The sequence below is a fragment of the Dactylosporangium sp. CA-139114 genome (genome assembly GCF_050955725.1).
GTDB lineage: Bacteria > Actinomycetota > Actinomycetes > Mycobacteriales > Micromonosporaceae > Dactylosporangium.
The window spans coordinates 9,339,114-9,362,944 of the sequence record NZ_CP192080.1; the positions used below are offsets into that span (position 1 = coordinate 9,339,114).

Sequence of the window (23,831 nt, forward strand, 5' to 3'; positions counted from 1 at the left end):
CCGATCCCTCGACCGGATGGGGCCCACCGACATCGCACTACTTCGTCTTCGGCGAACCGCTCGGCTTGGGCGGGTTGCTCAGCAGCACGCCGGGGGCCGGGCGGGGCTGGGTGCCGTAGTCGATCAGGCCGACGTTGCCCGCGTTCAGGGCCAGGTTCTTGGACGGCCAGGCGCTGCCCGCGTGGCGGCCCGTGGCCGAGTCGAACAACCAGCAGTCCACGCTGCCCGAGCCGTTGAGTTCACGATCCATGCAGACGAGGTCGTACGGCTTGTTGTCGATCTTCGCCGTGGTCGCCTTCACGTCGGGCATCTTCGCGAGCGCCCTGTAGATGACGGCCCGCTGCTGCGGCGTCCAGAACGGCTCCGAGTAGTCGATCAGCTCGAAGGCGTCCTTCCAGATCATGGCGTCGGCCGGGCGGCCGGGGTACTCGGTCTGGGCCCACTGCCGCCAGTACGTGAGGAGCTGGCCCGGGTCGGTGGGCAGGCCGGCCACGAACTGCGCGGTCGGGCGGTACATGCCCGCCGGGAGGGCCGCGGCCTGGTCGATCTCCTCCTCGGTGCTCGGCGTGTCCATCGTGTGCGTGCCGTCGGTGCGGCGGACGCGGAGGGTGACCATGGCGACCGGGTCCAGCCATACCTCGTGGATGTAGGTCTGCTCGCCGGCGGACAGGTTGTACGTCTTCACGTAGAGCACCTGCCCCGCCGGGACCGGCATCGGCTGGGCGCTCGCCCCCGCGTCGGCCAGGCGATCCATCGCGGCGACCGCCTTGGCGTGCGTCGCGCCCCCGTCGCCGATGACCTTGGCGTCGAGCGGAGCCCGGGTGCCGATCGCGACCGGGATGTCCGCGGGCCCGCCGTCCGTCGGCGAGCCGGTCGCGGCCGGGCGCTCGGCCGGGGCCTGGCCGCCGCCGTCACCGACCGGGCCGCCCGCTTGCCGCACGGCCACCCCCGCGCCCACGACCACGGCCAGGGCCGCGGCCGCACCGGCGGTGACCAGCAACCACTGGCGGCGGCGCGCCGGAGGGCGATACTCGCTGGCGGCCAGCCGGTAGCGGCCCTTCACGAGCACCCCTTCCGGCGGGGCGTCCAGGGCGCTGCGGAACTCCCGCAGGGCCAACAGGTCCTTGTCGTCAGTGCTCATCGTCGCTCCGCCTCGTCGAGTGCCTTGCGCAACTTGGTGCGGGCCCGGTGCAGCGCCGAGCGGACGGTGCCGAGGGGCAGGTGCAGCGCCTCGGCGATCTCCGCGTACGACAGGTCGGCGACCGCGAACAGCAGCAGAACGTCGCGCTGGCGGGCCGGCAGCTTGGCGAGCACTCGCGCGATGAGGCGCGCCCGCCGGCCGGCGTCCACCCGTTCGTCCGTCCGGGCCGCATGGCTCTCCGCCGACACCTGCGCCAGCAGCGGGTCCGCGCCCGTCCGGGCCAGCGCTCGGTAGCCGCGCACCTCGTCGCGGCGATGGCGGAACAGCACGTTGGTGGCGATGCCGAACAGCCACGGGAGCGGGTCGGCACCGGGGTCGACGGTGTGACGCTTCTCGTACGCGACGAGAAACGTCTGGGCCACCGCGTCCTCGGCGAGATCCGGCCCCACCCGGCGCGCGCAGTAGCGGTACAGCGCCTGCGTGTGCCGGTCGTAGAGGGCGGTGAAGCCGTCCGCGATCAAGAGGTTGCCTTCCGGGTCCACACACCTTCTTGTCCGGTGCCCGCCGCGCTGTTCCCGGGTTTTTCCGCTCTTGCCACCGCGGAGGCCGGGATTCCTGGCGGGAGCGACGGTCAGTGACTGACGCGGACCCGAGCCATGGGCTCCTGGCTTCTGGTTGTTGGCTGCTCAGCGGTTCGATCGATGCCGTTGGATCGCGTCCCGGCGGGCGAGACGGTGCTCGCGTCGGATTTCCGCCTCGCGCCACCGGCCCTCGTCGACGGGCGAGTCGGGGACGACGGCGGGGACGGGGCGGGGCCGGCCATGGGCGTCGATGGCGACGAAGACGAGGTACGCGGTCGCCACGACCAGCGGGGCGGCCTCGCTGACCTCGTCCCAGCGCTCGGCCTCGAGCCGGACGCCCACCTCCATCGAGCTCGTGCCGGTCCAGTTGACCTGCGCGAACGCGTGGACGAGGTCGCCGACGCGCAGCGGCTCGAGGAACGCGATCTCGTCGATCGAGGCGGTCACGGCCGTGCCGCCGCTGTGCCGCGCGGCCGCCGCGCCCGCGACGTCGTCGATGAACTTCATGATCACGCCGCCGTGGACCGTGCCGTAGAGGTTGACGTCGACCGCGGTCATGATCCGGCTCAGCGTGACCCGCGAGTAACCGGTGGGACGGCCGGGCGGTCCGGCGGTGTGCTCGGTCATGCCAAAGACGGTACGGTGCGAGCCATGCGACACGTCGGAAGCCTGATCGCGGGGATGTTCATCGCCCCGATCGCCTGGCTGCTGATCGCGATCGGTCAGCAGCAATCCGCGGAAACCGTGGCGAAGTGGGTCGAGCGCGGCGCTTTCGACTCCGTCGACCTGCTGGTGCCCGCCGCCTACCTCCTGGGTGCCGGCCTGCTCATCGGACTCATCGCCAGCCTGCGCATCTCGCCCGTCGGCCCGATCGTCGCGGGACTCGCGCTGCTCTCCACCTATGTGAGCCTCTTCATCGACCCGCTGTCGGTGATGAACAGCCTGCCCCGCGACCTGGCGATCGCCTCGCTGAAGGTGGACCTGCGCCTGCCGATCGTCAACGGCACCACCGCCGTGCTCGGGCTCGCGCTGCTCGTCGCCGCCTTCAGCGTCAAGCGCTGGCGGACCTGGCCGACCGCGGTGCCGCTGGTGCCGGTCGCGGGTGAGGGGCCGGCGGACGCGCACGAGTACCCGCTCGGGCAGGGGCCGGCGGCTCCGCCCCCCGTGGCCCGGCCCGCGTACTCGCCGCCCTCCACCACGACCGCGTTCCCGGCCGCCGCCACGTCGGTGCTGCCGGCGCCGGGCGGGTTCGGTGCCGCGCCGCCCGCGCCCACCGACGAGACCCAGCCGGTGCCGCGGTTCGCCCCGCCGGCCGCCTCGCCGTTCGCGCCCGCGCCGCCGCCGGTGTCCACGCCGCCGGTCTCGGCGCCGCCGGGGGCCTCCGTGCCGCCCGGGTCGGCTCCGCCGCCGTTCGCCGCGCCGCCGCCGGTCTCGACGCCGCCGTTCATGTCTGCGGCGCCGGTGGTTTCGGCACCGCCTGTCTCCGGACCGCCTGTCTCCGCGCCTCCTGTCTCCGGACCTCCTGTCTCCGGACCGCCGCCCGCGGCCGCGCCGCCGGTCTTCATGCCGCCGGTCACTTCCGCGCCGCCGGTCGTCTCGGCGCCGCCGGTTGTCTCCGCACCGCCGGTTGCTTCCGCGCCGCCGCCCGTCTCCACGCCGCCGGCGGCTGCCGCCGAGCCGGCCTGGTTGACGCCCGAGGACGACGCGCCCGCCGCCGGGGCCGTGGCCTACAGCCGGGGGGCCAGCTCGCCGCCGCCGGCCGACGACGCGCCGCCTGCCTGGCCGGTGCCCGCCTCGCCCGCGCCGGCCCCCGGGTCGACGGACATGCCGTCGGGCTCGTGGCCCGTCGTCCCGGCACCGAGCGCGGCCACCAGCACCAGCACCAGCACCGACCCCGACGCCGAGAGCGAGACGGAGGCGACCCGGCCGCTGCACGCGGGCGAGAGCGCCGGCGGCCTCCCGTCGCGCGCGGCCCGGGGGCCGGCCGAGGAGGAGCGCTCGATTCTCGCCGGGCCCTCGTTCGACGGGTTCGCCGCCGCGTCGTCGCGTCCGGGGCGCGAGGAGGAGACCGAGGCGTTCCACCCGGGCTCCCAGTCGCCCGCGGCGCCGCGGCCCCGGCACTCGGCCGGGCCGACCGGCGCCGGCGGGGACGCCGAGCCGGAGGGGCGGCGCGGGCGGTTCCAGCCGATGGCGCCGCAGCCGCCCGTCGAGGAGGCCACGACCGTGATCAAGGCGCCTTCCGCGGACGAGGCCACCACCGTGCTGCGCTCCGAAGCCCCGCCGGCGACTCAGGAGGCGCCGGCCCGTGCCGCGGAGCCGGCGAAGGCCGAGGCCGAGGACCCGGATGCCACGACGCGTTGGCCGAACGGCGGCGACGAGGCCACGACGCGGCTCGCGGCGCCGATGGCCGATGCCGAGGCGACCGCGAACTTCGGGTTCGGGGAGCAGGCGGTCAGCCCGGCCGAGGCGGCCGAGCGGCGGGCGGCGTTCGCGCGGGGCGAGGCGGAGCGGCGGGCGACCGCGGCGCAGTCCCACCTCGATCGCATCTCGGCGGAGCGGGCCGCCTCCCAGGGGACCGGCTCGCAGCCCGCCGCGCAACAGCCGGACACACAGCAGCCGGACACACAGCAGCCGGACGCCGACGAGCCGCAGCAGCGGCGGGACAACCCCTGGGCGCAGCCGCCGCGCGATCGGGGCTGAGCCGCACGTCGATCACCTTCCGGCCCCGCCGCTCGGCTCGAGCGGCGGGGCCGTTGCCGTGCACGCCCGTCGATGGATCGCACCGGCGGCGCTTTAAGGTTCCCGACCCTTACATTTAATAGTGTTAACTGATAGCGTCCCTGCTCATCGATCCATCGATGGGCAGGAGGTCCCGTGAGATCTCGTCGTCGCACAATCGCCCTGGTGACCGGGGCGGCCGCGGCTCTCGTTACGGCACTGGCCCTCGCGCCCGTGCTCGGAGCCCAGGCCGCCACGAACGTGGCCGCCGCCGCGTGTTCGGCGCCGGTCTGGGCCGAGGGCAACACGTACACCGCCGGCCAGCAGGTGACGTACAACGGCCACACGTACCAGGCGCTGGTGACCCACACCGCCTACGTCGGCGCCGGCTGGAACCCCGCGGCCACGCCGTCGCTGTGGAAGGACCTCGGCGCCTGCTCGGGCGGCGGGACCACCTCCCCGACCGCCTCGCCGTCGCCGTCGCGCACCACGTCCCCGTCGCCGTCGACCTCCCCGAGCAAGTCGCCGTCGGCCTCGCCGAGCAAGTCCCCGACCACGTCGCCGACCGGCGGCACGGGCGGCTGCGCGGTGAAGTCCCGGCCGTCCGGGAAGGTGCTGCAGGGCTACTGGGAGAACTGGGACGGCGCCTCCAACGGCGTGCACCCGGGCCTCGGCTGGATTCCGATCACGGACAGCCGGATGGCGCAGCACGGGTACAACGTCATCAACCTCGCCTTCCCGGTCATCCGCTCGGACGGCACCGTGCTGTGGGAGAACGGCATGGACGCGGGCGTGAAGGTGCCGACGCCGGCCGAGATGTGCCAGGCCAAGGCGAACGGCATGACGCTGCTGATGTCCATCGGCGGCGCCGCGGCCGGCATCGACCTGAGCTCGTCGGCGGTCGCGGACCGGTTCGTGGCCACGATCGTGCCGATCCTCAAGGCCAACAACTTCGACGGCATCGACATCGACATCGAGACCGGGCTCTCCGGCAGCGGCAACATCAACACGCTGTCGACGTCGCAGGCCAACCTCATCCGCATCATCGACGGCGTGCTGGCCCAGATGCCGTCGAACTTCGGCCTCACCATGGCGCCGGAGACGGCCTACGTGACCGGCGGCAGCGTGACCTACGGCTCCATCTGGGGCTCGTACCTGCCGATCATCAAGAAATACCTGGACAACGGCCGCCTGTGGTGGCTGAACATGCAGTACTACAACGGCTCGATGTACGGCTGCTCCGGCGACTCGTACTCGGCCGGCACGGTCCAGGGCTTCACGGTGCAGACCAACTGCCTGAACTCGGGCCTGACGATCCAGGGCACCACCATCCGGATCCCCTACGACAAGCAGGTCCCCGGCCTCCCCGCGCAGTCGGGTGCCGGCGGCGGCTACATGACCCCGTCGCTGGTGTCGCAGGCGTACAACAGCGTCAGCGGCATCAAGGGCGTCATGGACTGGTCGATCAACTGGGACGGCTCGAAGGGCTGGACCTTCGGCGACAACGTGAAGTCGCTGCAGGGCCGCTGATCACACACACCTCGATTCCGCACTGACGAAGGGCCGGGCGCGCATGCCCGGCCCTTCCGTCATGCCGCCCGGTGCAGGGCCGGCGTCTCCAGCAGCGGCGGGATCGCGGCCGGGTCGAGCGGCCGGTGGAGGTGGAACCCCTGCCCGAGGGAGCAGCCCAGCCGCTGTACCGCATCCAGCTGCGCCTGGTTCTCGATGCCCTCGGCGACGACCCGCAGCCCGAGGATGTGCCCGAGCTCCATGATGGTCGAGACCAGCGCCATGTCCCGCCCGGTCAGCTGGGTGCGCGCGATGAACGCGCGGTCGACCTTGAGCTCGTCGACGGGCAGGTCGCGCAGGTAGGCCAGCGAGGAGTACCCGGTCCCGAAGTCGTCGATCGACAGCTGCACCCCGCGCGCCCGCAGCCGGTTGAGCGCCAGCACCGCCGGCTGCGGGTCGCTCATGAGCACCGACTCGGTGAGCTCCAGCGTGACCGCGTGCGTGGGCAGCCCGGCGGCGGCCAGGGTGCGGGTCACGTCCTCGACGAAGCCCGGCCGCACCAGCTCCCGCCCGGAGACGTTGACGTTGAGCGTGAGCCCGGGCCGGCGCCGCCGCCAGGCCGCGACCTGCTGGGCCGCGCGGGCCAGCACCCACTGCCCGATGTCGGCGATGAGCCCCGACTCCTCGGCGATCGGCAGGAACTCGCCCGGCGCGACGATGCCGCGGCCCGGGGAGTTCCAGCGCAGCAGTGCCTCCACGCCCACGACCGAGCCGGCGTCGAGGCGGACCAGCGGCTGGTACACCAGCCCGAACTCCCCCTCGGCGAGCGCCCGCTGCAGGTCGGTCCGCAGCGAGAGGTAGTGCAGCGCGGCCGCGTGCATGGCCGGCTCGTAGACGACGACCAGCCCGGGGCCGTCCTGCTTCGCGCGGTACATCGCCAGGTCGGCGCAGTTGAGCAGCTCATCGGGCGATCCGCTGCCCTCGGCGCCGGGCAGGGCCGCGCCGACGCTCGCGCCGATGTAGACGCTGCGGCCCTTGACCCGGAACGGCTCCCGCACCGCGGCGATGATCCGCTCGCCGGTCGCCACCGCGACGTCGCGGTGCGCGTCGCCGAGCAGCACCGCGAACTCGTCGCCGCCGAGGCGGGCCACGGTGTCGCCGGCGCGCACGCAGCCGCGGATCCGCTCGGCGACGTCGGCGAGCAGCTGGTCGCCGGCGTCGTGGCCGAGGCTGTCGTTGACCGCCTTGAACCGGTCCAGGTCGATGAAGAGCACCCCGGCGCGCGGACGGCCGTCGAAGGCCTTCAGGAACAGGGCGCGGCTGGGCAGGCCGGTCACGTGGTCGTGGTGGGCCTCGTGGACCTGCTCGACGGTGCGCGCGTCGGTGAGCGCCAGGCCCACCTGCTGGGCGAAGGCCTCGAGCTGGTCGGCGTGGTAGCCGGCGGCGTCGCCGGCCCGGGCCACCAGGCTCCCGGCGATCTCTCCGGTCACGAGCACCGGCACGGCGATGACCGCGTGCCCCTCCTCGTCCTCGTCCACGTGCAGCGAGCCGGTGTGCATCGCCGCCCGGGCCGCGTTGCCGGGGCGGTCGCCCGGCCCGGCGCCGCCGACGCAGGAGGCCACCCGCGGCGCCGGGTCGGCCAGGATCAGCGCGACGTAGGCGCCGCCCAGCAGCTCCGCCGCGCCGCCGGTGATCGCGTCGAAGGTCTCCTGCAGCGGGCGCCGGCTCGTGATACCGCGCTGGATGGCCAGGAGGGTCTCCACGAGCCGGGTCTCCCGCTCGCGGTCGGCGCGCAGGGTCTGCTCGGCGGCCAGCGCCCGGGCACTGCGCATCGCGGCCCCGAGCATCTGGGCCATGCCCTGCAGCGTCTGGCGCTCCTCGGGCGTGAACGGCTCGTCGAGCCGGCCCAGGATCAGCGCGCCCGGCAGACCGGAGCCGAGCTGGCTCGGCACGGCGTGGACGTCGCCGAGCCCCGGGAGGTCCACGATCCCGCCCGCCGGGGACAGGGCGAGCAGGTCGCGCTCGGGCGCGGCGCCGCCGAAGCCCCACGAGCCGCGCGGGCGCCCGCCGAGCGCGACGAGACCGACCTCGGCCTCGACGATCTCGGCGGCCCGCTCCACGGCGAGCGCGATGGCGGCCTCCTCGGAGCCGGCGGCGTTGACGGCGACGAAGTACTCGGTCAGCTGAGCGGTCGACCATGAAGGCACGAGATTTCCCCTCAGGCCAGCGCGAGGGCGACGAGGGTGAGCTGGTGCAGTCCGGAGGCGCCGCGCAGCCGCGCGATCTCGCCCAGCGTGTAGAAGCCGGCGAAGGGCACGTCGCCGAGGGCGTCGCGCATGGCCGCCACCTCCTCGGCGATGCCGTCCTCCCCCAGGGTGAGCTTGCGGCCGCCGCAGTCGAAGGCGAGCAGGCCGATCGGCTCGGCGCCGCCCAGGGCCGCCGTCGCCGCGCCGATCGCGGCCCCCGCGCCGGCCACGAGCTCGTCGCGCTCGGCCTCCATCAGCCAGACCAGGGCGCCCTGCGGGATCTCGGCGGTCCCGAAGACCGAGCGCTCCTCGTCGTCGCCCGCGTGCAGCGAGCGGATGTCGAGGCCGCTGCGCCGGGCCAGGCCGACGGGCTGGAGGTTGACCCCGTCCTGGAACAGCTCGGCGGCGGTCCCGGGCGCGCCGGCGCCGGACGCGGCGGCCCGGCGCAGGAGCACGTCGAGGGCGGGCTCGCCGTCGAGCTCGTAGATGCGCTCGCCCACCGATCGCGTCACGATCAGCGGCGGCTCGACGCGGCGCCAGCCGTGCGCGATGCCGATGCCGATCGGGCGGTCGGAGCCGAGGGCGACGCCGACGACGCTGCCGGCCAGCACGCGGTCGCCGAGGAACTGGGCCGAGCCGCGGGTGAGGCCGCCGGCGAGCGGTACCGCCGCCCCCACCACGGAGTAGGCGCCGCGCACGATCTCGTGCGGGCCGAGCGCGGTGCCGTCCGCGACGAGCAGCAGCGCGGTGTGGGGCGCGTCGATCTCGGCCATCGCCGCGGCCGCCTCGGCCCCGGCCGCGCGGGCGCCGAGCTCGGCGATGCCGGCCGCGCGGGCGCGCACGGTGAAGCCGGGGCCGCCCAGGGCCGCGACCGCCACGCCGTGCGCCGTCGCACCGGCCCCGGTCAGCTCGCCGAGGCCGACGCCGCCGACCACGACGGCGTCGCCCGCCTCGGCCCGGACCCCGGCGAGCACCGCCACCGCGTCGTACTCGCCGGAGGCGAAGACGAAGACCGCGGCGGGGGTACGCCGGGCGATCGCCTGGGCCGCGGCCTCGCCGCCGGCCTTCGCGGGGTCGGCGGCCGTGCTGTGCCCGGCCCCGAACCAGCGCTCACTCGTGCTTGACATGGCCCTGCTATCGGCACGGTCCCGGGCAAGCTGAGCCGCCGTTACGCGGACCTCAGGGCAGGGTCGCCGCCAAGCCGTCCAGCAGCCGGTCCCGAGGCGGCCGCGCCCGAGGTCACGCGGTCCTGACGGCGGCCTCCGCCGCGGCCGTCCGGGCCTGGATGCGCCGGACGTACCGGACCTGCCAGGCCGCCAGGATCACCATCGTGGCGATGAACAGCACGGTGGAGGCGGTGACCGCGGCCGACGTGGGCAGGGCCAGCACCAGCGGGAGGCGCACGGCGGCGTCGAAGAGCAGCCCGGCGCCCCAGGCCGCGGACATGACGCGGAAGCTACGCCGGAAGCCGGGCAGGTCCCGCCACTTCTGCTCGAACTCGGCCGCCTTGGCCGGGTCGCCCTCCTGCATGCGCAGCGCGGCGTGGTAGATCAGCGGGCGGCCGACGAAGCAGGACACCACGAAGGCGAGGCCGGCGATGCCGGTGCCGAAGGACTCCTTGATCAGCAGGAACTTCGGCGAGCCGGTCAGGAACGACAGGCCGAGGCCGACCAGGAACACGCCGAGCATCACGGCGGCGAAGACGTCGAAGCGGCGGGCCCGGGCCGCGACCCAGAGCATCCGGGCCAGCGCCGCGAGGGAGCCGCACAGCAGGGCCACGTAGTCGCTCGCGCCCAGCCAGTGGGCGACGAAGTAGGCGGCCAGCGACAGGCCCACGTCCCACAGCAGAGACTTGAGGATGGCCAGGAATCCGGGGGTCTTGCTCGTCGCGCGCTCGTCGTCAGGCATGTGTCGACTCTGACATGTCGAGCCAGACATGTCAATCGGAACATGTCGAGCACGTCATGTCGTGGTCGACATGTCGAGTTTGACAGGTTAGGCTTCCGCCATGTCCCTTCGCCACGCCCTGCTGGGCCTGCTCTCCGACACCCCGCAGAACGGCTACGACCTGACCAAGCGCTTCGAGGTCACGCTGTCGTCGCACGCGTGGAACGCCGGGCACAGCCAGATCTACCCCGAGCTCAAGCGGATGCTCGCCGACGGGCTGATCGAGGTCGTGGACGAGGGGTCGCGGGGCAGCAAGGTCTACGGCGTGACCGAGCCCGGCCGCGAGGAGCTGCGCCGGTGGATGTTCAGCCCCCTCGGGGAGACCCCGCCGCGCAACGAGTTCGTGCTGCGCCTGTTCATGCTCTCCTCGCTGGAGATGCCCGACGTCAAGGTGCTCGTCGACCGGATGGCGGGCACCAGCGACGCGCGGGTCGCCGAGCTCGACCACGTCATCGAGCAGCTGGACGGCGCGGCCGAGGCGGGGCACGCGCAGGGCTATGCGCGCTACGCCGCGGAGTTCGGCCGGCGGTATTTCGCCCTGCAGCGCGACTGGGCCCGCTGGGTCGTCGAGCAGATGGACCAGGGCGCCGCCGGCTCGCCCGGCGGCGCGGTCTGACCCCCGTTCAGCGCATCCCGCGGTAGACGCCCCGCAGCCGGTCCAGACGCTGCCGCTGCTCATAGGTGGCGCCCAGGCTGATCAGCAGCACGCCGGTGCCGGTGAACAGCAGCAGCATCATCCAGAACGGCAGGCCGATGCGGAACAGCTCGTTCACCGTCGCGATCACCGTCACCGTGGCGCCGACCGCGACCGGGGCCTTCTGCTGCCGGGCCGCGCCGATGGCCACGCAGATGACGCCGGCCAGGATCAGCAGCACCTGGCGCAGCTCGGGCGAGTCGGGCTGGGCCACGGCGATCGCGAGGCTGGGGCCGAAGCCGGCCACGAGCGCCGGCCCGTAGGCGAGCCAGCTGCCCAGCTCCGGCCGGTTGCGGATCTCGATCAGGCCGGTGATGAGGGCGAGGGCGGCGAACGGGATCGTGTAGGCCTCCGGGACGGCGACCTGCACGGTCATGAGCAGCAGCCAGATCGCCAGCAGCTCGGCGACGGACGCGGCCACGATGAGGGTCGTGCGCTGGCGCGGGCTGCGGCCCTTGCGCGCCGCCGACAGGCCCAGAATCGCCCCGACGGCGGTCAGTGCAGCCGCGGTGTGCGCCCACGAGCCGAGGGTCAGCAGCACCGCGATCGCGGCGCCGGCGTATCCGGCCGCCTCGACCGTCATCGCCTCCCGGTTGATGCTGTCGCTGGGCCGCAGCCGGGGCAGGGCCGCGCCGAGCACCAGCAGCGCGGTCGCCACGATCAGCAGCGGGAACGCGCACTGCTTCAGGTTCAGGCCGGCCGCGAGCCCGGCGGCGACCGCGAAGCCCTCGGCGGTCGAGGCGGCCACGTTCCAGCCGAGCATCCGCGCGGTCGCGACCTTGCCCCAGATGCCGCCGATCGCGCCGACCACCACGGAGCCGGCCAGCCAGGTCAGCGTCTGGCTGCGGGTGGCCAGGCTCCCGGCGCCGCCCGCGCCCGCGGCCAGCAGCGCGATGACGAACACCAGCTGCCGGGCGCCGGTCATGAGCCGCGCGTCGGGGCTGTCCGAGCTCGGCGGCAGCGTGAGGGCCAGGCCCAGGCCGGCGATGGTGGCCACCAGCAGCGCCAGCGTCGGCTGCACCGGCCACGGCGCATCGAGCGCGGCCGGGGCGATGAGCAGCGTCAGGGCCGCGCCGGGCACCACGATCGCCACGGCCCGGTTGGCCATCGCCTGCCCGTCGCCGCCCAGGCCCACGGCCATCAGGGCGGCGGCGACCGTCAGCAGGAAGGCGCCCAGCACATGGGTGCTGTTGCCGGCGTACTGCGCCAGCGACCCCAGATGCGCCGCGGTCTGCGGGGTGCCGGTCCACGGCTGCTGGAGCCAGCGGTACGGCCCGGCGAGCGCGGCGAACAGCGCGGGCGCGATGAACACCACGACGATCGCGGCCGGGATGCCGGCGGCGGCCGCGACGCCCATCGCGAAGTTGCGCGGGATGCGCTGCTCGCCGGCGCGCACCCTCGGGCGGCCGGCGCGGTCGGGCCGGAAGCGCCCGAGCTCGGGTTCGGCGGGGCGGTACCAGTTCGCCCGCAGCAGCTCCGCGAGCACCCCGAGCAGCGCGGCGGCCGCGGCGTAGACGACCGCGCCGTCGCGCTGGACCACGAGCGCCGCCAGGGCCGTCGTGGTCGCCGCGACCGCGACGCCGGTGCTGACGTAGGGCATGTATCCGGGCGCCTGCTGCGCCCCGGCCGCGGCGGCGGCGAGGCCCACGGCGGCGGTCGCGAGCGCGGCGATGAGGATGGTGCTGGGCCGGTCCGGGTGCAGGCTGCCGACCATGGCCGCGGCCGCGCCGGTGAACGCGAACAGGGCGCCCGCGACCCCGGCTCCGCCGACGACGGTCAGCGGGCCCCCGTCGACGTCGTCCTCGCCGTCCTCGTGCGCAACACGGGCGCGCGTGTCCTCGGCCGCGCGCCGCAGGGCGACCGTGCGGGCCAGGGCGGCGACGAAGGCGCCGCTGATGCCGAGCGCGGCCAGGGTGCCCGCGGTCGCGCCGGGGCGCACGAGGCTCGCTCCGGCCGCGTAGAGCCCGGCGACGAGGGCGGCGCCGAGGCGCGTGTAGACCCCGCGCCAGCTGCGGGCGAAGGAGGCCCACACGGCGACGCCGGTGGCCGCGGCCCAGCCGATGACCATCGGCGCCGACCAGCCCAGGCCCAGCCCGACCGGCGCGCCCAGGGTGGCGAGCACGAGGGCGGCCGAGGCGGTGTCGTCGCCGTACGGCTGCGGCAGCGCGATCGCGGCCGCGCCGGCGAGCAGCAGCAGGGCGATCGGGATCTGCCAGCCGAACTCCGCGAGCCCGTGCGCGGTCTGCGCCCAGCGGGCGTCCAGCGGGGCGTGCCACATGGGGTCGGCCGCCCGGATCACCCCGATCGCGCCGATCACCGACAGCGCGCCGGCGTAGAGGCCGGTGCCGAAGCCGACCATGGCCGCGCCCGCGACCGGGCCCCGCCGCCACTCCTGCGGCAGCGACGAGCGGGCCGCGACCGCGACGAGGAACACGAGCACGGCGAGGACCACGACCTCGATGCCGGAGGCGGCCAGGGACACGGCCCGGGCCAGGGCGCCGATGGCGGCGATGGTGACCGCCGCGGCGGCCGCGTCGGAGCCGGAGAACTCGACGCCGAAGGTCTGCCGGTCGTCCATCCGCGGCGCCGCCCACAGCATCACCGCGGCGACGAGCATGAGCAGGCCGATGACGAAGTCGATGGTGGCCGCGCCGGGCGCGATGACCGTGGCGAGGCCGACCGCGACGGCGCCGGCGGTGGCCCCGACCAGCAGCGGCACGCTGGGCTCGGCGCCGGCGCGGTCCCGGGCGACCTGGATCAGGGCGGCCACGCCGAGGCTGACCGCGAGCGCGAGGAAGCTCAGCACCAGCACGACGGTCGCGCCGCCCGGCAGGCCGCCGAAGACGATCGCGGCACCGGACGCGGCCGCGCCGGGCAGGGCGAACAGCGCGCCCCCGGCCGCGGCGTCGGCGACCCGCTGGGTGACCGCGAGCCGGTCGCCGTCGGTCTGGTGCGGGCGGGGCAGCCAGGCGATCGCGGCCCCGGCGACGGCGATCGCGGTCAGGGTGAGCGCGGTCGCGCCCGGGCGGACCAGGGCGGCCGCGGCGGCGTAGAGGCCGAGCACGAGTGCGGCGCCGAGGCAGACCCACGCGGTGTGCGGGGCGCGCACGCGCAGGGCCAGGGCGCCGATCACGACGGCGGCGCTGACCGCCAGGGCCGGGATCGCCAGCCAGCTCAGGCCGAGCGCGGCGGGCGCGACGAGCAGGGTCAGGGCCGCGCCGACGACCGCGATGTCGGTCCGCAGCTCGTCCGGGGGCACCTCGGGACCCACGTTGTCGCGCAGCCGGACCGCCACCCGGTCACTGCGCCCGCTGAGCATGAGGATGCAGGCGCCCGTGAGCAGCAGGATGGCGATGACGTACTGCCAGCCCTCCGGCCCGACGGCGGCGTGGATGCGGGCCTCGTACGCCCCCAGATCCGCCTTCCACACCGGCCACGCGGCCCGCAGCGGCGCGACGATCCCGGGGAAGGCCCGCACCAGCACCAGCAGCGTGGCCCCGGCGGCCGCGACCGACACGGCGTAGCGCGGCCCCCGGCGGGCGTCCTCGGGCAGGAACGGCACCCCCGCGGCCGCGACGGTCACCGCGAGCGCGAGGAAGAGCGGGGTGGCCCCGGGCAGCCAGACGGCGCCGACCCGCGCGATGGCCACGATGACCGCGCCGGTGGCCACGCCCGCGGCGATGTCGGGCAGCGTTCCGCGGCGCCAGGTCAGCGCGCCGCCGACGCCGAGCGCGGCGGCCACGAGCATGGCCGCGGCGGCCTGCAGGGTGGCGACGCGCTCCGCGGTGACGGCCAGCCCGACCGCGGCGGCCAGCAGCGCGACGCCGGTGGCCACGGCGAAGAGGACCCAGGCCAGATCGCGCATGAGCCCGTCGGCGATGCGGTTGGTGCGGCCGGTGTGGGCGAGCTCGTCCTCGGCGGCGGCGTCCTCGTGGTGCGCCTCGATCCGCCGCTGGATCGACTGCTTGAGCGCGACGGCGAAGCCGAGGTCGATCAGCGCCACGCCCGACAGCGCGATCGCCCAGCCGGTCGGGCCGTGGATCGCGTCGTAGAACAGCAGCGGCAGGACCGGCTGCAGGGCCAGCAGCGTCGCGTAGCGGGAGGCGATGAGGTGGCTCTGCATGCTGTAGACGGCGGCGACCCCGGCCGTGAGCAGGCAGACGAGACCCAGGTAGGTGCTGAACTGGGGCCCGTCCGCGCCCAGCAGCTTCTCCGAGCGCACCACGTAGCCGTCGAGCAGCACGAGCAGCAGGGCGACGGACGCGACGGTCTCCGCGGTCGCGCTCAGCCCGCGCTTGACCAGCACGAGCGGCAGGGCCAGGGCGATCGCGGTGATGACGGCCAGGGACAGCACCCGGCCGACGGTGCCGATGCTGCCGAACGCGTCGAGGGTGAGCACGATCGCGGCGCCGGCCAGCAGCAGGCCGCCGAGCGCCAGGACCGACGCCTGCATGCTGCTCTCGGTGGCCTCGGGCTGGTCGCCGGGCGGGAGGCTCTTCTGGCCGCCGCTCGGCCGGCGCGGCGGGGGAGGCGCGTTGAGCGGCGCGATGCGGGGCCCGCCGGCCGCGGGCACGTGCCCGCTCTCGACCGCGTGCGGCGCGCGCGGCGAGAAGCGCTGCTGGCTCGGCGGCAGGGTCGCGGTGGAAGTCGTGCTGGAAGTCGAAGTCGTGCTGGAAGTCGTGGTCGTGCTCGTCGTGAGGGCCACCGGCTCCGCGGGCGCGCTCGCCGGGGTCGCCGCGGGCGGGACGATCTCGCGCTGGCGGCCCAGGAGCGGCCGCTTGGCCTTGGCCTCCTGGGCTGCGCGCTCGGCGTCGACGGCCGCGCGGACCTTGCGCCGGAGGCTGTCGCGCTGGGCGGAGGTGTGCGCGAGCTGCTTGCGCAGCATCTGCGTGTTTTCGGTGAGGTCCCGCTTCTTCTGCTCCAGCGCCGCGACGGTCCGCTGGAACATCGCGAGCGCCGCCGCGTCCGGATCGTGCGGCCGGCCGCACGAACGGCAGCCGGTGGCCTCGCTGGCCGGCCCACCACACGCCGGGCACGGATACGTCTCCACGCCACTCCTCCCCCGGTGCTCTCGGCCGGGACTCCGCGGTGCGGTGCCCCGGCCGTTCACGCCCTACTGGGAAGAATGCCTTGTTTCGCCGGGCGACGAAAGCGATGCGCCCGTTCGGGAGGTTCTCTATGAAACGACCGGACGCCCCATGCCGCGGTACTCCCAGCCGGCCGCGACCCAGACCGCCTGGTCGAGGCAGTTCCGGCCGTCGATGACCTTCTTCGCGGAGACGAGCGGCGAGAGGGACTGCGGGTCGGTGTTGCGGAACTCTTCCCACTCCGTGAGCACGCACACGAGGTCGGAGCCGGTGACGGCATCGGTGAGCGTCTTGGCGTAGGCGACGTCGCCGACCTCGGCCCGGGCCTGCTCCATGCCCTCCGGGTCGTAGACCGTGACCTCGGCGCCGGAGCGGGCGAGCTTGCGCACGACCGAGAGGGCCGGCGAGTCGCGCACGTCGTCGGAGTTGGGCTTGAAGGTCGCGCCCAGCACCGTGATCTTGGTGCCGGCCAGGTCCGGGCCGGCCGGGCCGTAGCCGCGGCCGAGCAGTTCGGCGGAGAGCTGGACGATCTTCTGCCGGCGACGCTGGTTGATCAGGTCGACCTCGTGCAGGAACCGCAGCGCCTCGCCGACGCCGAGCTCCTGGGCGCGGGCCTGGAACGCGCGGATGTCCTTGGGCAGGCAGCCGCCGCCGAAGCCGACGCCGGCGCGCAGGAACTTGTTGCCGATGCGGGCGTCGTAGCCGATGGAGCGGGCCAGCTGGGTGACGTCGGCGCCGGCCGCCTCGCAGACCTCGGCCATCGCGTTGATGAAGGAGATCTTGGTGGCCAGGAACGCGTTGGCCGCGACCTTCACGAGCTCGGCGGTGGCGAAGTCGGTGACCACGACCGGGACCTCGCGGTCCTCGGTGACGGCGAGGTCGAAGACGCCCTTGTGGGCGGCGTAGAGCATGCCGGTCGCCCACTCGGACTTGACGCCGAAGATGACGCGGTTGGGCCGCAGCACGTCCTCGACGGCCACGCCCTCCTGCAGGAACTCGGGGCTCCAGGCCACCTCGACGCCGAGGTCGACGGTCGAGTGCCGGGCGACCAGCTGCTCGATCCACTCGGCGGTGCCGACCGGGACGGTCGACTTGCCGACGATGAGCGCCTTGCGGGTCAGGTGCGGCGCGAGGTTGGAGACGGCGCTCTCGACGTGGGAGAGGTCCGCGGCCATGCCGTCGGCGCGCTGGGGCGTCCCGACGCAGATGAAGTGGATGTCGCCGAACTCGGCGACCTCCTCGTAGGAGGTCGAGAACCGCAGCCGACCGGCCGACAGGTTCTTGCGCAGCAGCTCGTCGAGGCCGGGCTCGTGGAACGGCACGTCGCCGCCCGCGAGCTTGGCGATCTTGGCCTCGTCGATGTCGAAGCCGATCACCTCGTAACCGAGTTCCGCGAAGCAGATTGCGTACGTCGCGCCGAGATATCCGGTGCCCAGGAAGGTCAGCCGGGGCCGCGCCGAACCGGACGGCGGGGCTACGACAGGTGGGGTGCTGGGGTACGCGATGGTCACGCCTTGTCTCCGCTCGATCGAGGTCTGCTCGGCCGACCCTCACCTGGTGGGACCGGGCCGACGTCGCCACGGCGAGGATAGACCCTCGGACGCTACCGTGCCTCCGGCCATTTCACTACTCGTCGGTATGCTCACAGCGGCGGGCTGCTGAACGCGGGTTCAGGAGCCCTGTGACGAGGGGGTTTGCCGTGTTCGAGGTGTATTCGCTGCCCGAGGAGCACATCGCCGTGCGTGAGGCGGTGCGCGCGGTCTGTGACGGCAAGGTTGCACCGAACGCGGCGGCTGCGGACGAATCCAGCGAGTTCCCTCAGGCGTCGTACGACGCGCTACGTGCATCCGACTTTCACGCGCCGCACATTCCGGTCTCCTACGGCGGCGCGGGAGCCGACGCGCTCGCCACCGCGATCGTGATCGAGGAGGTCGCGCGGGCCTGCGCCTCGTCCTCGCTCATCCCGGCCGTGAACAAGCTCGGCACCATGCCGCTGCTGCTGGCCGGCTCCGAGTCGCTGAAGCAGCGCTACCTGCCGGCGGTGGCCCGCGGCGACGCGATGTTCTCCTACTGCCTGTCGGAGCCCGACGCCGGCAGCGACGCAGCCGGGATGAAGACCCGCGCGGTGCTGGAAGGCGACACCTGGGTCCTCAACGGGGTCAAGCGCTGGATCACCAACGCCGGGGTGAGCGAGTACTACACCGTCTTCGCCGTCACCGATCCCACCGCGCGCTCGCGCGGCATCTCGGCCTTCGTGGTCGAGAAGTCCGACGCCGGCGTGAGCTTCGGCGCACCCGAGAAGAAGCTCGGCATCAAGGGCAGCCCCACCCGCGAGGTCTACCTCGACAACGTCCGCATCCCGGCCGACCGCATCATCGGCGCGCCCGGCACCGGCTTCGGCACCGCGATGCGCACCCTGGACCACACGCGCGTGACGATCGCGGCGCAGGCCCTGGGCATCGCGCAGGGGGCGCTGGACTTCGCGCTCGGCTACGTCCAGGAGCGCAAGCAGTTCGGCAAGCCCATCGCGGACTTCCAGGGCATCCAGTTCATGCTCGCCGACATGGGCATGAAGCTGGAGGCCGCGCGCCAGCTGACCTACGCCGCGGCGGCGAAGTCGGAGCGCGGCGACGCGGATCTGACGTATTTCGGCGCGGCGGCGAAGTGCTTCGCCTCGGACGCGGCCATGTCCATCACGACGGACGCGGTGCAGCTGCTCGGCGGCTACGGCTACACGAAGGACTTCCCGCTGGAGCGCATGATGCGCGACGCGAAGATCACCCAGATCTACGAGGGCACGAACCAGGTCCAGCGCATCGTCATGGGCCGCCAGCTGCTCAACGGCTGATCCAGCACATTTTCGCAGCTCAGGTCACTTCGATCAGCGACCATCACCTATTCAAGTCCTACGAAGCATGCCGAGATGCCGTTGATCTACGAGCACGCGGCACCGGCTTGCCCTCATGGCCCTATCGATTCTGTTTTCGCAGGTGAAAGGCCAGGAGACCAGGCAGACCCCACCCTCAAGCCAACCCGGTGGGCCACCATCACCCTGACGAAATCCTGGCCTTCAGCCGCATTATTACAAGTGCATCGATGTTTATCCTCCACTATGGACATGCCAAAATTGACCTCGACTGCATGTAGCGCACCGTAACGGCGGCCCATCCGACGAGCAGGGTCGGTAGCATTAGGTGTATGAGCGCGGAGGCCGTTGGCAGATACATGCCTGCCATCATCACGCTCGAGGACCTGGCCGCCATGATCTCCGCCGACACGCACGGCCGTCGGTATGAGACCAGTCCCGAGGGAGTGCTCTCCGTCGTGCCACCCCCCGACAGTGAGCACGCCGTCATCGCTACACGCCTGATGCTGTGGCTCGGCCTCGCCGGCTGGCCAGCCGAGCAGCTGATGCAGGCCGCCGGCATCCGCATCTCCGGCCCGGACGGTGACGGCGGCCGTATCCCCGACCTAACGGTGTGGTCGCGACCTCAGCAGCATGCCGTATGGCTGGCCGTGACAGATCTTCTGCTCGTCATCGAGATCATGTCCCGCGGCTCCGAGGTAACCGACCGAGTCATCAAGGTCGACGAGTATGCGGCAGCAGGAATTCCTCAGTACTGGACCGTAGCCCGCGACTCGGCCCAGACCGTGACTCTGTACGGACTCGGCCCGACCGGCACCTACGTGCGGTCGGCGCAGATGCCGTTGGCCTGGCTGCTGCAAACGTCACCCGGTGATCACCTGTCCAACGGGTGACCTGCAGCTTGACCACTTGACCCCGCCACCCATCGCGGCGGCACCTACCGAACGGTTTCCGTGCGTGTGCACCAGTCGAGGCGGTCAACGCCGCGGCGTATCAGTCGAAGGTCGGGAACGGTCCGGCGGAGTAGCCACACCGGACCGTGATCACCGTTTCGGTCGCCTCAGGTTGTCGCGGGAGTGGACGGCGTAGCCGGCAAGGGTTTCGGAGCAGCAGGCCCTTCCGGTCGTGCACCCTTCCGCCTCCTGGGCGACGGCGGCCAGGTACCCGGTCGAGCCAAGGCCGGCGCGTTCCGCGGCGGACGAATTGGTGACAAGCCGCGCTGCTTGCGCATGGATACCCCATTCATTCGCGGTTGCCTCGAGTCTATTCGCGGATCGAGGCCGACGTTATCGTCACGGCGAAGTGTGTCAGACGGATCGCAAGCAACGCCGATGCCGCTGTGAGCAACGAGTGAGCAAAGGGCTGGACGCCGATGCGACGATCGCCTTAGCGAACGACCGGCCTCCTTCCTCGATCGACTCACCTTGGAGAGCGATGCGCGTCCAGTTGCTCGGCCCTATTCGCGTCAGCGATGGCGATACTGCCGTTCCCCTGTCGCCGCAACAGCGGGTCCTGCTGGCCGCGCTTATTCTCTCCCCGCAGCAGCCAGTCGAGCACGGCTACCTGCAGATCAGGCTCTGGCCGAGCGGCACCGCCGGCAAGGTCAACACCTACCAGCAGTGCATCACCTCACTGCGCAGGCGCATGCCCCACAACCTGCCGAAGGGCAACCAGCCCGGCTACGTGGGGGTCGCTTTCGACCGCGACGATGTCGACTACTACCGGTTTCGCGACGCGATCACCGAAGCCCATGGACAGACGGGCACCGAACAGGTCGCCACGCTGCGCAGGGCCTTGGCCGAATGGCAGGGTGAGGCTCTCGCCGACGTCGACTCCGGATACCTTCCGGCCGAGAGGTCGCGACTCGCCGCGGAACGCGTCAAGGCCGGAGTCGATCTTTTGCGCATTCTGCAAAAGACAGACCCCAGCGCCTTCCGTCGCGAGCTGCAGAACCTCCGCAGATCTCGGCCCGACGACATCACCCTGTTCGAGATCGAACTTAGACAACGAATCAACGAGGGAGATTCGAACCTCGAGGAGTTCCTCAATCGGCGGGTCGAACGATATGGCCCGATACCCGCCAGACTTCGGAAGCTGTGCGACAAAAGCCGCACACGGCCGACTCCCCCGGTTCGTGAACGGATGATTCCGCGGCAGCTACCGGCGTATCGGTCCACACTGTTCGGTCGCGACGCGCAACTCGCCGAACTGGACCAGGTGTTGCTGGACGATGATCCCAACGCGGTACGCCGAATCGTGATCACCGGCATGCCCGGCGTTGGCAAGAGCCAGCTGGCCAGCTACTGGGCAGATCACGCGAAGGCCTCGTTTCCGGACGGCACGTTCTACGCGAATCTTCTCGGCTACACCGCGCCCGGGAAGCCCGAGCGGTCGGAGCAGATACTGGCCCGGCTGCTCAACGATCTCGGCATGACACCGCCGATGCCGACGCTCGACGGCATGATCTCCGCCTTCCGGACGGCGATGGCCGATCGGCGAGCGCTGATCGTGCTGGACAACGCACGGGACGCCAGGCACGTCGGCCCGCTCCTCCCCGGTAACAGCGCCGGTGCGGTGATCGTGACAAGCCGCGACCGCCTGCAGGAGCTGTGGGCACACGGCTATCAGGAAGTCTGGCTCAGACACCTGGAGCCCTCCGATGCACGGCGGATGATCTCTGCCCAGATCGGCACGGCGCGCACGCGCGGCGCGGATCAAGAGCTGGACGAAATCGCTGCGCTATGTGGCGGTCTGCCGCTGGCACTGGCCATCGTCGCGGCACGAGTGCAGCTCATGCGCTGGGAGACCATCACCGAGACCGCCGCCGCGCTCCGCGACGAACGGACACGCCTGGACGTCCTCGAACACGGCAACGGCGATCTCAACGCCAGAGCCGCGCTCAGCGCCTCGTTCAAGGTGCTGCCCAGGGCCTCGACGCGCCTGCTCGGGATCCTTGCGCTGCACCCAGGACCCACCATTGGGTGGAACGCCATCATCGCGCTCCATCCCAGCCGGAACAGCGCACGAATCGCCCGCGACGGCCTCCTCGCCGCGAACCTGCTCGAGGAGCCGGCTCCTGACCGCTACTCGCTTCATGACCTGGTCAGAATCCATGCCGCGGAAACGGTGCAACTGCCGGGAAGCGCCCGGGCCCGTGTTGCGAACCGGATTTTGGACTACCTGCTGTGTCACGCGTATGCCTGCGATCGCGCACTGGCCCCGGAACGGACCCTGCCGTTCGAGGAGAAGTTCGGCACTGAGATCGGGGCGCATGCAACGGTCGACCAGGCCATGCGGTGGCTGGACGACGAATACCAGACGATAACCGCTGCGATCCGGCAGACCCACGACAACGGCTTGAACCGCTACGCCTGGTCGCTCGCGCTGATCCTGACCACCTATCAGTGGCGGACCGGTCGATACGCGGACGCGGAACAGTACCTGCGACTCGCCGCGGCCGCCGCCCGTACCGCCGATGGGTCGACACGCGCGATGATCCATCTCGCCCTCGGCGGCTCGCTACGGGGACTCGGCCGCCGCGAGCAGGCCAAGACCGAGGCGGCACTGGCCGTCCAGCTGGCTGACGAGGCCGACGATCGGCTGGGTGTCGCGCGTGGGCGCCAGCGTCTCGGGCTCCTTTACCGCGAAGCCGGCGAACCGCAGGCAGCAACGGAGCAGTACGAGCTCGCCCGAAACGAATTTCGGCGCATCGGTGAGACCGGCGGCGAGGCTCATGCTCTGGCCGGCCTCGCCGACGTCCGGCTCGATGTTGGAGATCTCACAGCGGCGCTCGAGTTCGGTGAGGCCGCCCGGTCTCGGTTCCAGTCGACCTCGGACAGCAATGGTTATGCCAGCGCCATCGCGGGCCTCGGCCGGATACACATGGCCCGCAATGACGTACCGAGAGCCATCGCGTGCCTTGCGGATGCTGTCGATCGATATCGAAGCCTGCGCTACGTCAGCCGCCTGGCGCAGACCCTGGTCGCGCTGGCTGATGCACAGATCCGCGCGCTCGAGTTCGAAGATGCACGTGAGGCGTTGCAGCAGGCCCGCGCATTGTTCGAGGAGCTTGACGACACGATTGGTCTGCATGCCGCCGATGCACGAATCGGAGCACTCAATGCTTGAGATGACAACCATGGCGATACCACTGGGCCGGGTCAGGCGTGGGCGCCTTGGGATTGCGGTTCTGACCGGGGCGTGGCAGGAGCGGTTCAAGATCGCCGAGCACCACCGACGTGCTGGCAGGCCGGCGCTCAGGCTCAAAAGCCACCATCGCCAGCCCGATCCGTCGCAGCGTCTGGTTCATCGCATCCAGGCTGCCGGGCTCGAACTGCGGCGTGTCGGCTTGCGGTCGACTGTTGTGTCGTTCGTATGGTCGGAGGAGGGCACACATTTCGAACAACGTGACTCCGAGGGAGTAGATGTCCCACTGAATGGTGGGCAGCGCCTCTACGCGCGCTTCGGGTGCCGCGTATCCGTGCGTTGCAAAGGTTCGGAAATCGTCTTCCTCCGGGTCGGTGACAGCTCCGATCGGCACAGCGCTTCCCACATCGATCAGCCGGACACCTCCGTCCTGCCCCACCATGATGTTTTCGGGCTTGATGTCCCGGTGCACAAATCCCCGATCGTGCACCTGGCGAAGGATGTCGCACAACTGAGCCATGACGCTGGCGGCAAACTCGGCGTAGGCGGGGCGAATCTGCTCGATCAGCGAGGCGAGCGACGAACCATCAACCAGCTCCATAACTTGAAATTTTCGGCCTCCAAACTCACCACGGCCATACACGGCTGGAATTCCTCGAATGCCGACCAGGTGATCGGCCAGGTCTAGGTCGGCTTTTAGATAACCGCCGGCTGCGTACCAGTCAGTCGGCTCAAGGTTCCATGGTTTCTGAATCTTGATCGCGACCATTTCGCGCCGCTGGTGGTCAAAAGCTGCGAAGACCTGACCCGAGGTACCCACCCCGAGCAGACGTTTGAGAGCGAAGCGTCCAGCGATGGTGACGCCCGTTGCGATCACAAGCTCTCCAGACCGACAC

15 protein-coding genes are annotated in these 23,831 nt (G+C 72.2%); 6 read left to right on the plus strand and 9 right to left on the minus strand.

Features of this window, described 5'->3' with window-relative positions:
* Positions 1–37 precede the first annotated feature (37 nt).
* The 3 genes from ACQP2P_RS41920 to ACQP2P_RS41930 all read right to left on the minus strand — a co-directional run bounded on the left by ACQP2P_RS41920 (position 38) and on the right by ACQP2P_RS41930 (position 2,349).
* Positions 38–1,141 (minus strand): hypothetical protein, encoded by a 1,104-nt coding sequence (locus ACQP2P_RS41920; RefSeq protein WP_433610662.1) that lies wholly within the window; start codon positions 1,139–1,141, stop codon positions 38–40.
* Positions 1,138–1,683, minus strand: a complete 546-nt coding sequence (locus tag ACQP2P_RS41925) for an RNA polymerase sigma factor (RefSeq protein WP_433610664.1) — start codon at positions 1,681–1,683, stop codon at positions 1,138–1,140. Before ACQP2P_RS41925 ends, ACQP2P_RS41920 begins: the two co-directional genes overlap by 4 nt.
* Positions 1,684–1,827: 144 nt before the next feature.
* Positions 1,828–2,349, minus strand: coding sequence for an acyl-CoA thioesterase (locus tag ACQP2P_RS41930; protein ID WP_433610666.1), 522 nt, complete (start codon positions 2,347–2,349; stop codon positions 1,828–1,830).
* A gap of 24 nt (positions 2,350–2,373) precedes the next feature.
* On the opposite strand from ACQP2P_RS41930, the gene ACQP2P_RS41935 reads away from it, so the two are divergent.
* Both ACQP2P_RS41935 and ACQP2P_RS41940 read left to right on the plus strand, forming a co-directional pair.
* The gene (locus ACQP2P_RS41935) at positions 2,374–4,422 is read left to right on the plus strand and encodes a hypothetical protein (protein WP_433610668.1); all 2,049 of its coding nucleotides are present in this window, start codon (positions 2,374–2,376) and stop codon (positions 4,420–4,422) included.
* 174 nt (positions 4,423–4,596) lie between these two features.
* Positions 4,597–5,970, plus strand: coding sequence for a carbohydrate-binding protein (locus tag ACQP2P_RS41940; protein ID WP_433610670.1), 1,374 nt, complete (start codon positions 4,597–4,599; stop codon positions 5,968–5,970).
* 59 nt (positions 5,971–6,029) lie between these two features.
* On the opposite strand, the gene ACQP2P_RS41945 is transcribed toward ACQP2P_RS41940, so the two are convergent.
* From ACQP2P_RS41945 to ACQP2P_RS41955, 3 genes are all read right to left on the minus strand, one after another.
* Positions 6,030–8,156 (minus strand): putative bifunctional diguanylate cyclase/phosphodiesterase, encoded by a 2,127-nt coding sequence (locus tag ACQP2P_RS41945; protein ID WP_433610672.1) that lies wholly within the window; start codon positions 8,154–8,156, stop codon positions 6,030–6,032.
* Positions 8,157–8,167: 11 nt separating this feature from the next.
* On the minus strand, positions 8,168–9,322 hold the full coding sequence (locus tag ACQP2P_RS41950) for an FIST signal transduction protein (RefSeq protein WP_433610674.1): 1,155 nt from the start codon (positions 9,320–9,322) through the stop codon (positions 8,168–8,170).
* A gap of 112 nt (positions 9,323–9,434) precedes the next feature.
* Entirely contained in the window at positions 9,435–10,103 is a 669-nt protein-coding gene (locus tag ACQP2P_RS41955; RefSeq protein ID WP_433610676.1) for a VC0807 family protein, read from the minus strand.
* Positions 10,104–10,203: 100 nt separating this feature from the next.
* Between ACQP2P_RS41955 and ACQP2P_RS41960 the strand changes: the two genes are divergently transcribed.
* Entirely contained in the window at positions 10,204–10,758 is a 555-nt protein-coding gene (locus ACQP2P_RS41960; protein ID WP_433610678.1) for a PadR family transcriptional regulator, read from the plus strand.
* A gap of 7 nt (positions 10,759–10,765) precedes the next feature.
* Here ACQP2P_RS41960 and ACQP2P_RS41965 read toward each other — a convergent pair whose 3' ends face one another.
* Both ACQP2P_RS41965 and ACQP2P_RS41970 read right to left on the minus strand, forming a co-directional pair.
* A complete protein-coding gene (locus ACQP2P_RS41965; RefSeq protein ID WP_433610681.1) occupies positions 10,766–15,886 on the minus strand; it encodes an SCO7613 C-terminal domain-containing membrane protein in 5,121 nt (1,706 codons plus the stop codon).
* A gap of 126 nt (positions 15,887–16,012) precedes the next feature.
* The gene (locus tag ACQP2P_RS41970) at positions 16,013–17,434 is read right to left on the minus strand and encodes a UDP-glucose dehydrogenase family protein (protein WP_433080510.1); all 1,422 of its coding nucleotides are present in this window, start codon (positions 17,432–17,434) and stop codon (positions 16,013–16,015) included.
* A 188-nt stretch (positions 17,435–17,622) separates the two neighbouring features.
* Here ACQP2P_RS41970 and ACQP2P_RS41975 point away from each other — a divergent pair, with 188 nt between their 5' ends.
* The 3 genes from ACQP2P_RS41975 (at position 17,623) to ACQP2P_RS41985 (ending at position 22,917) form a co-directional block, all read left to right on the plus strand.
* Positions 17,623–18,771, plus strand: coding sequence for an acyl-CoA dehydrogenase family protein (locus tag ACQP2P_RS41975; protein WP_433610683.1), 1,149 nt, complete (start codon positions 17,623–17,625; stop codon positions 18,769–18,771).
* 350 nt (positions 18,772–19,121) lie between these two features.
* Positions 19,122–19,682 (plus strand): Uma2 family endonuclease, encoded by a 561-nt coding sequence (locus ACQP2P_RS41980; protein ID WP_433610685.1) that lies wholly within the window; start codon positions 19,122–19,124, stop codon positions 19,680–19,682.
* 457 nt (positions 19,683–20,139) lie between these two features.
* Positions 20,140–22,917 carry an AfsR/SARP family transcriptional regulator gene (locus ACQP2P_RS41985; protein ID WP_433610687.1) on the plus strand — a complete coding sequence of 926 codons (2,778 nt, stop codon included), beginning with the start codon at positions 20,140–20,142 and terminating at the stop codon, positions 22,915–22,917.
* On the opposite strand, the gene ACQP2P_RS41990 is transcribed toward ACQP2P_RS41985, so the two are convergent.
* Complete coding sequence (locus ACQP2P_RS41990; RefSeq protein ID WP_433610689.1) at positions 22,907–23,812, minus strand: serine/threonine-protein kinase; 906 nt, start codon at positions 23,810–23,812, stop codon at positions 22,907–22,909. The genes ACQP2P_RS41985 and ACQP2P_RS41990 overlap by 11 nt on opposite strands.
* Positions 23,813–23,831: the final 19 nt, after the last annotated feature.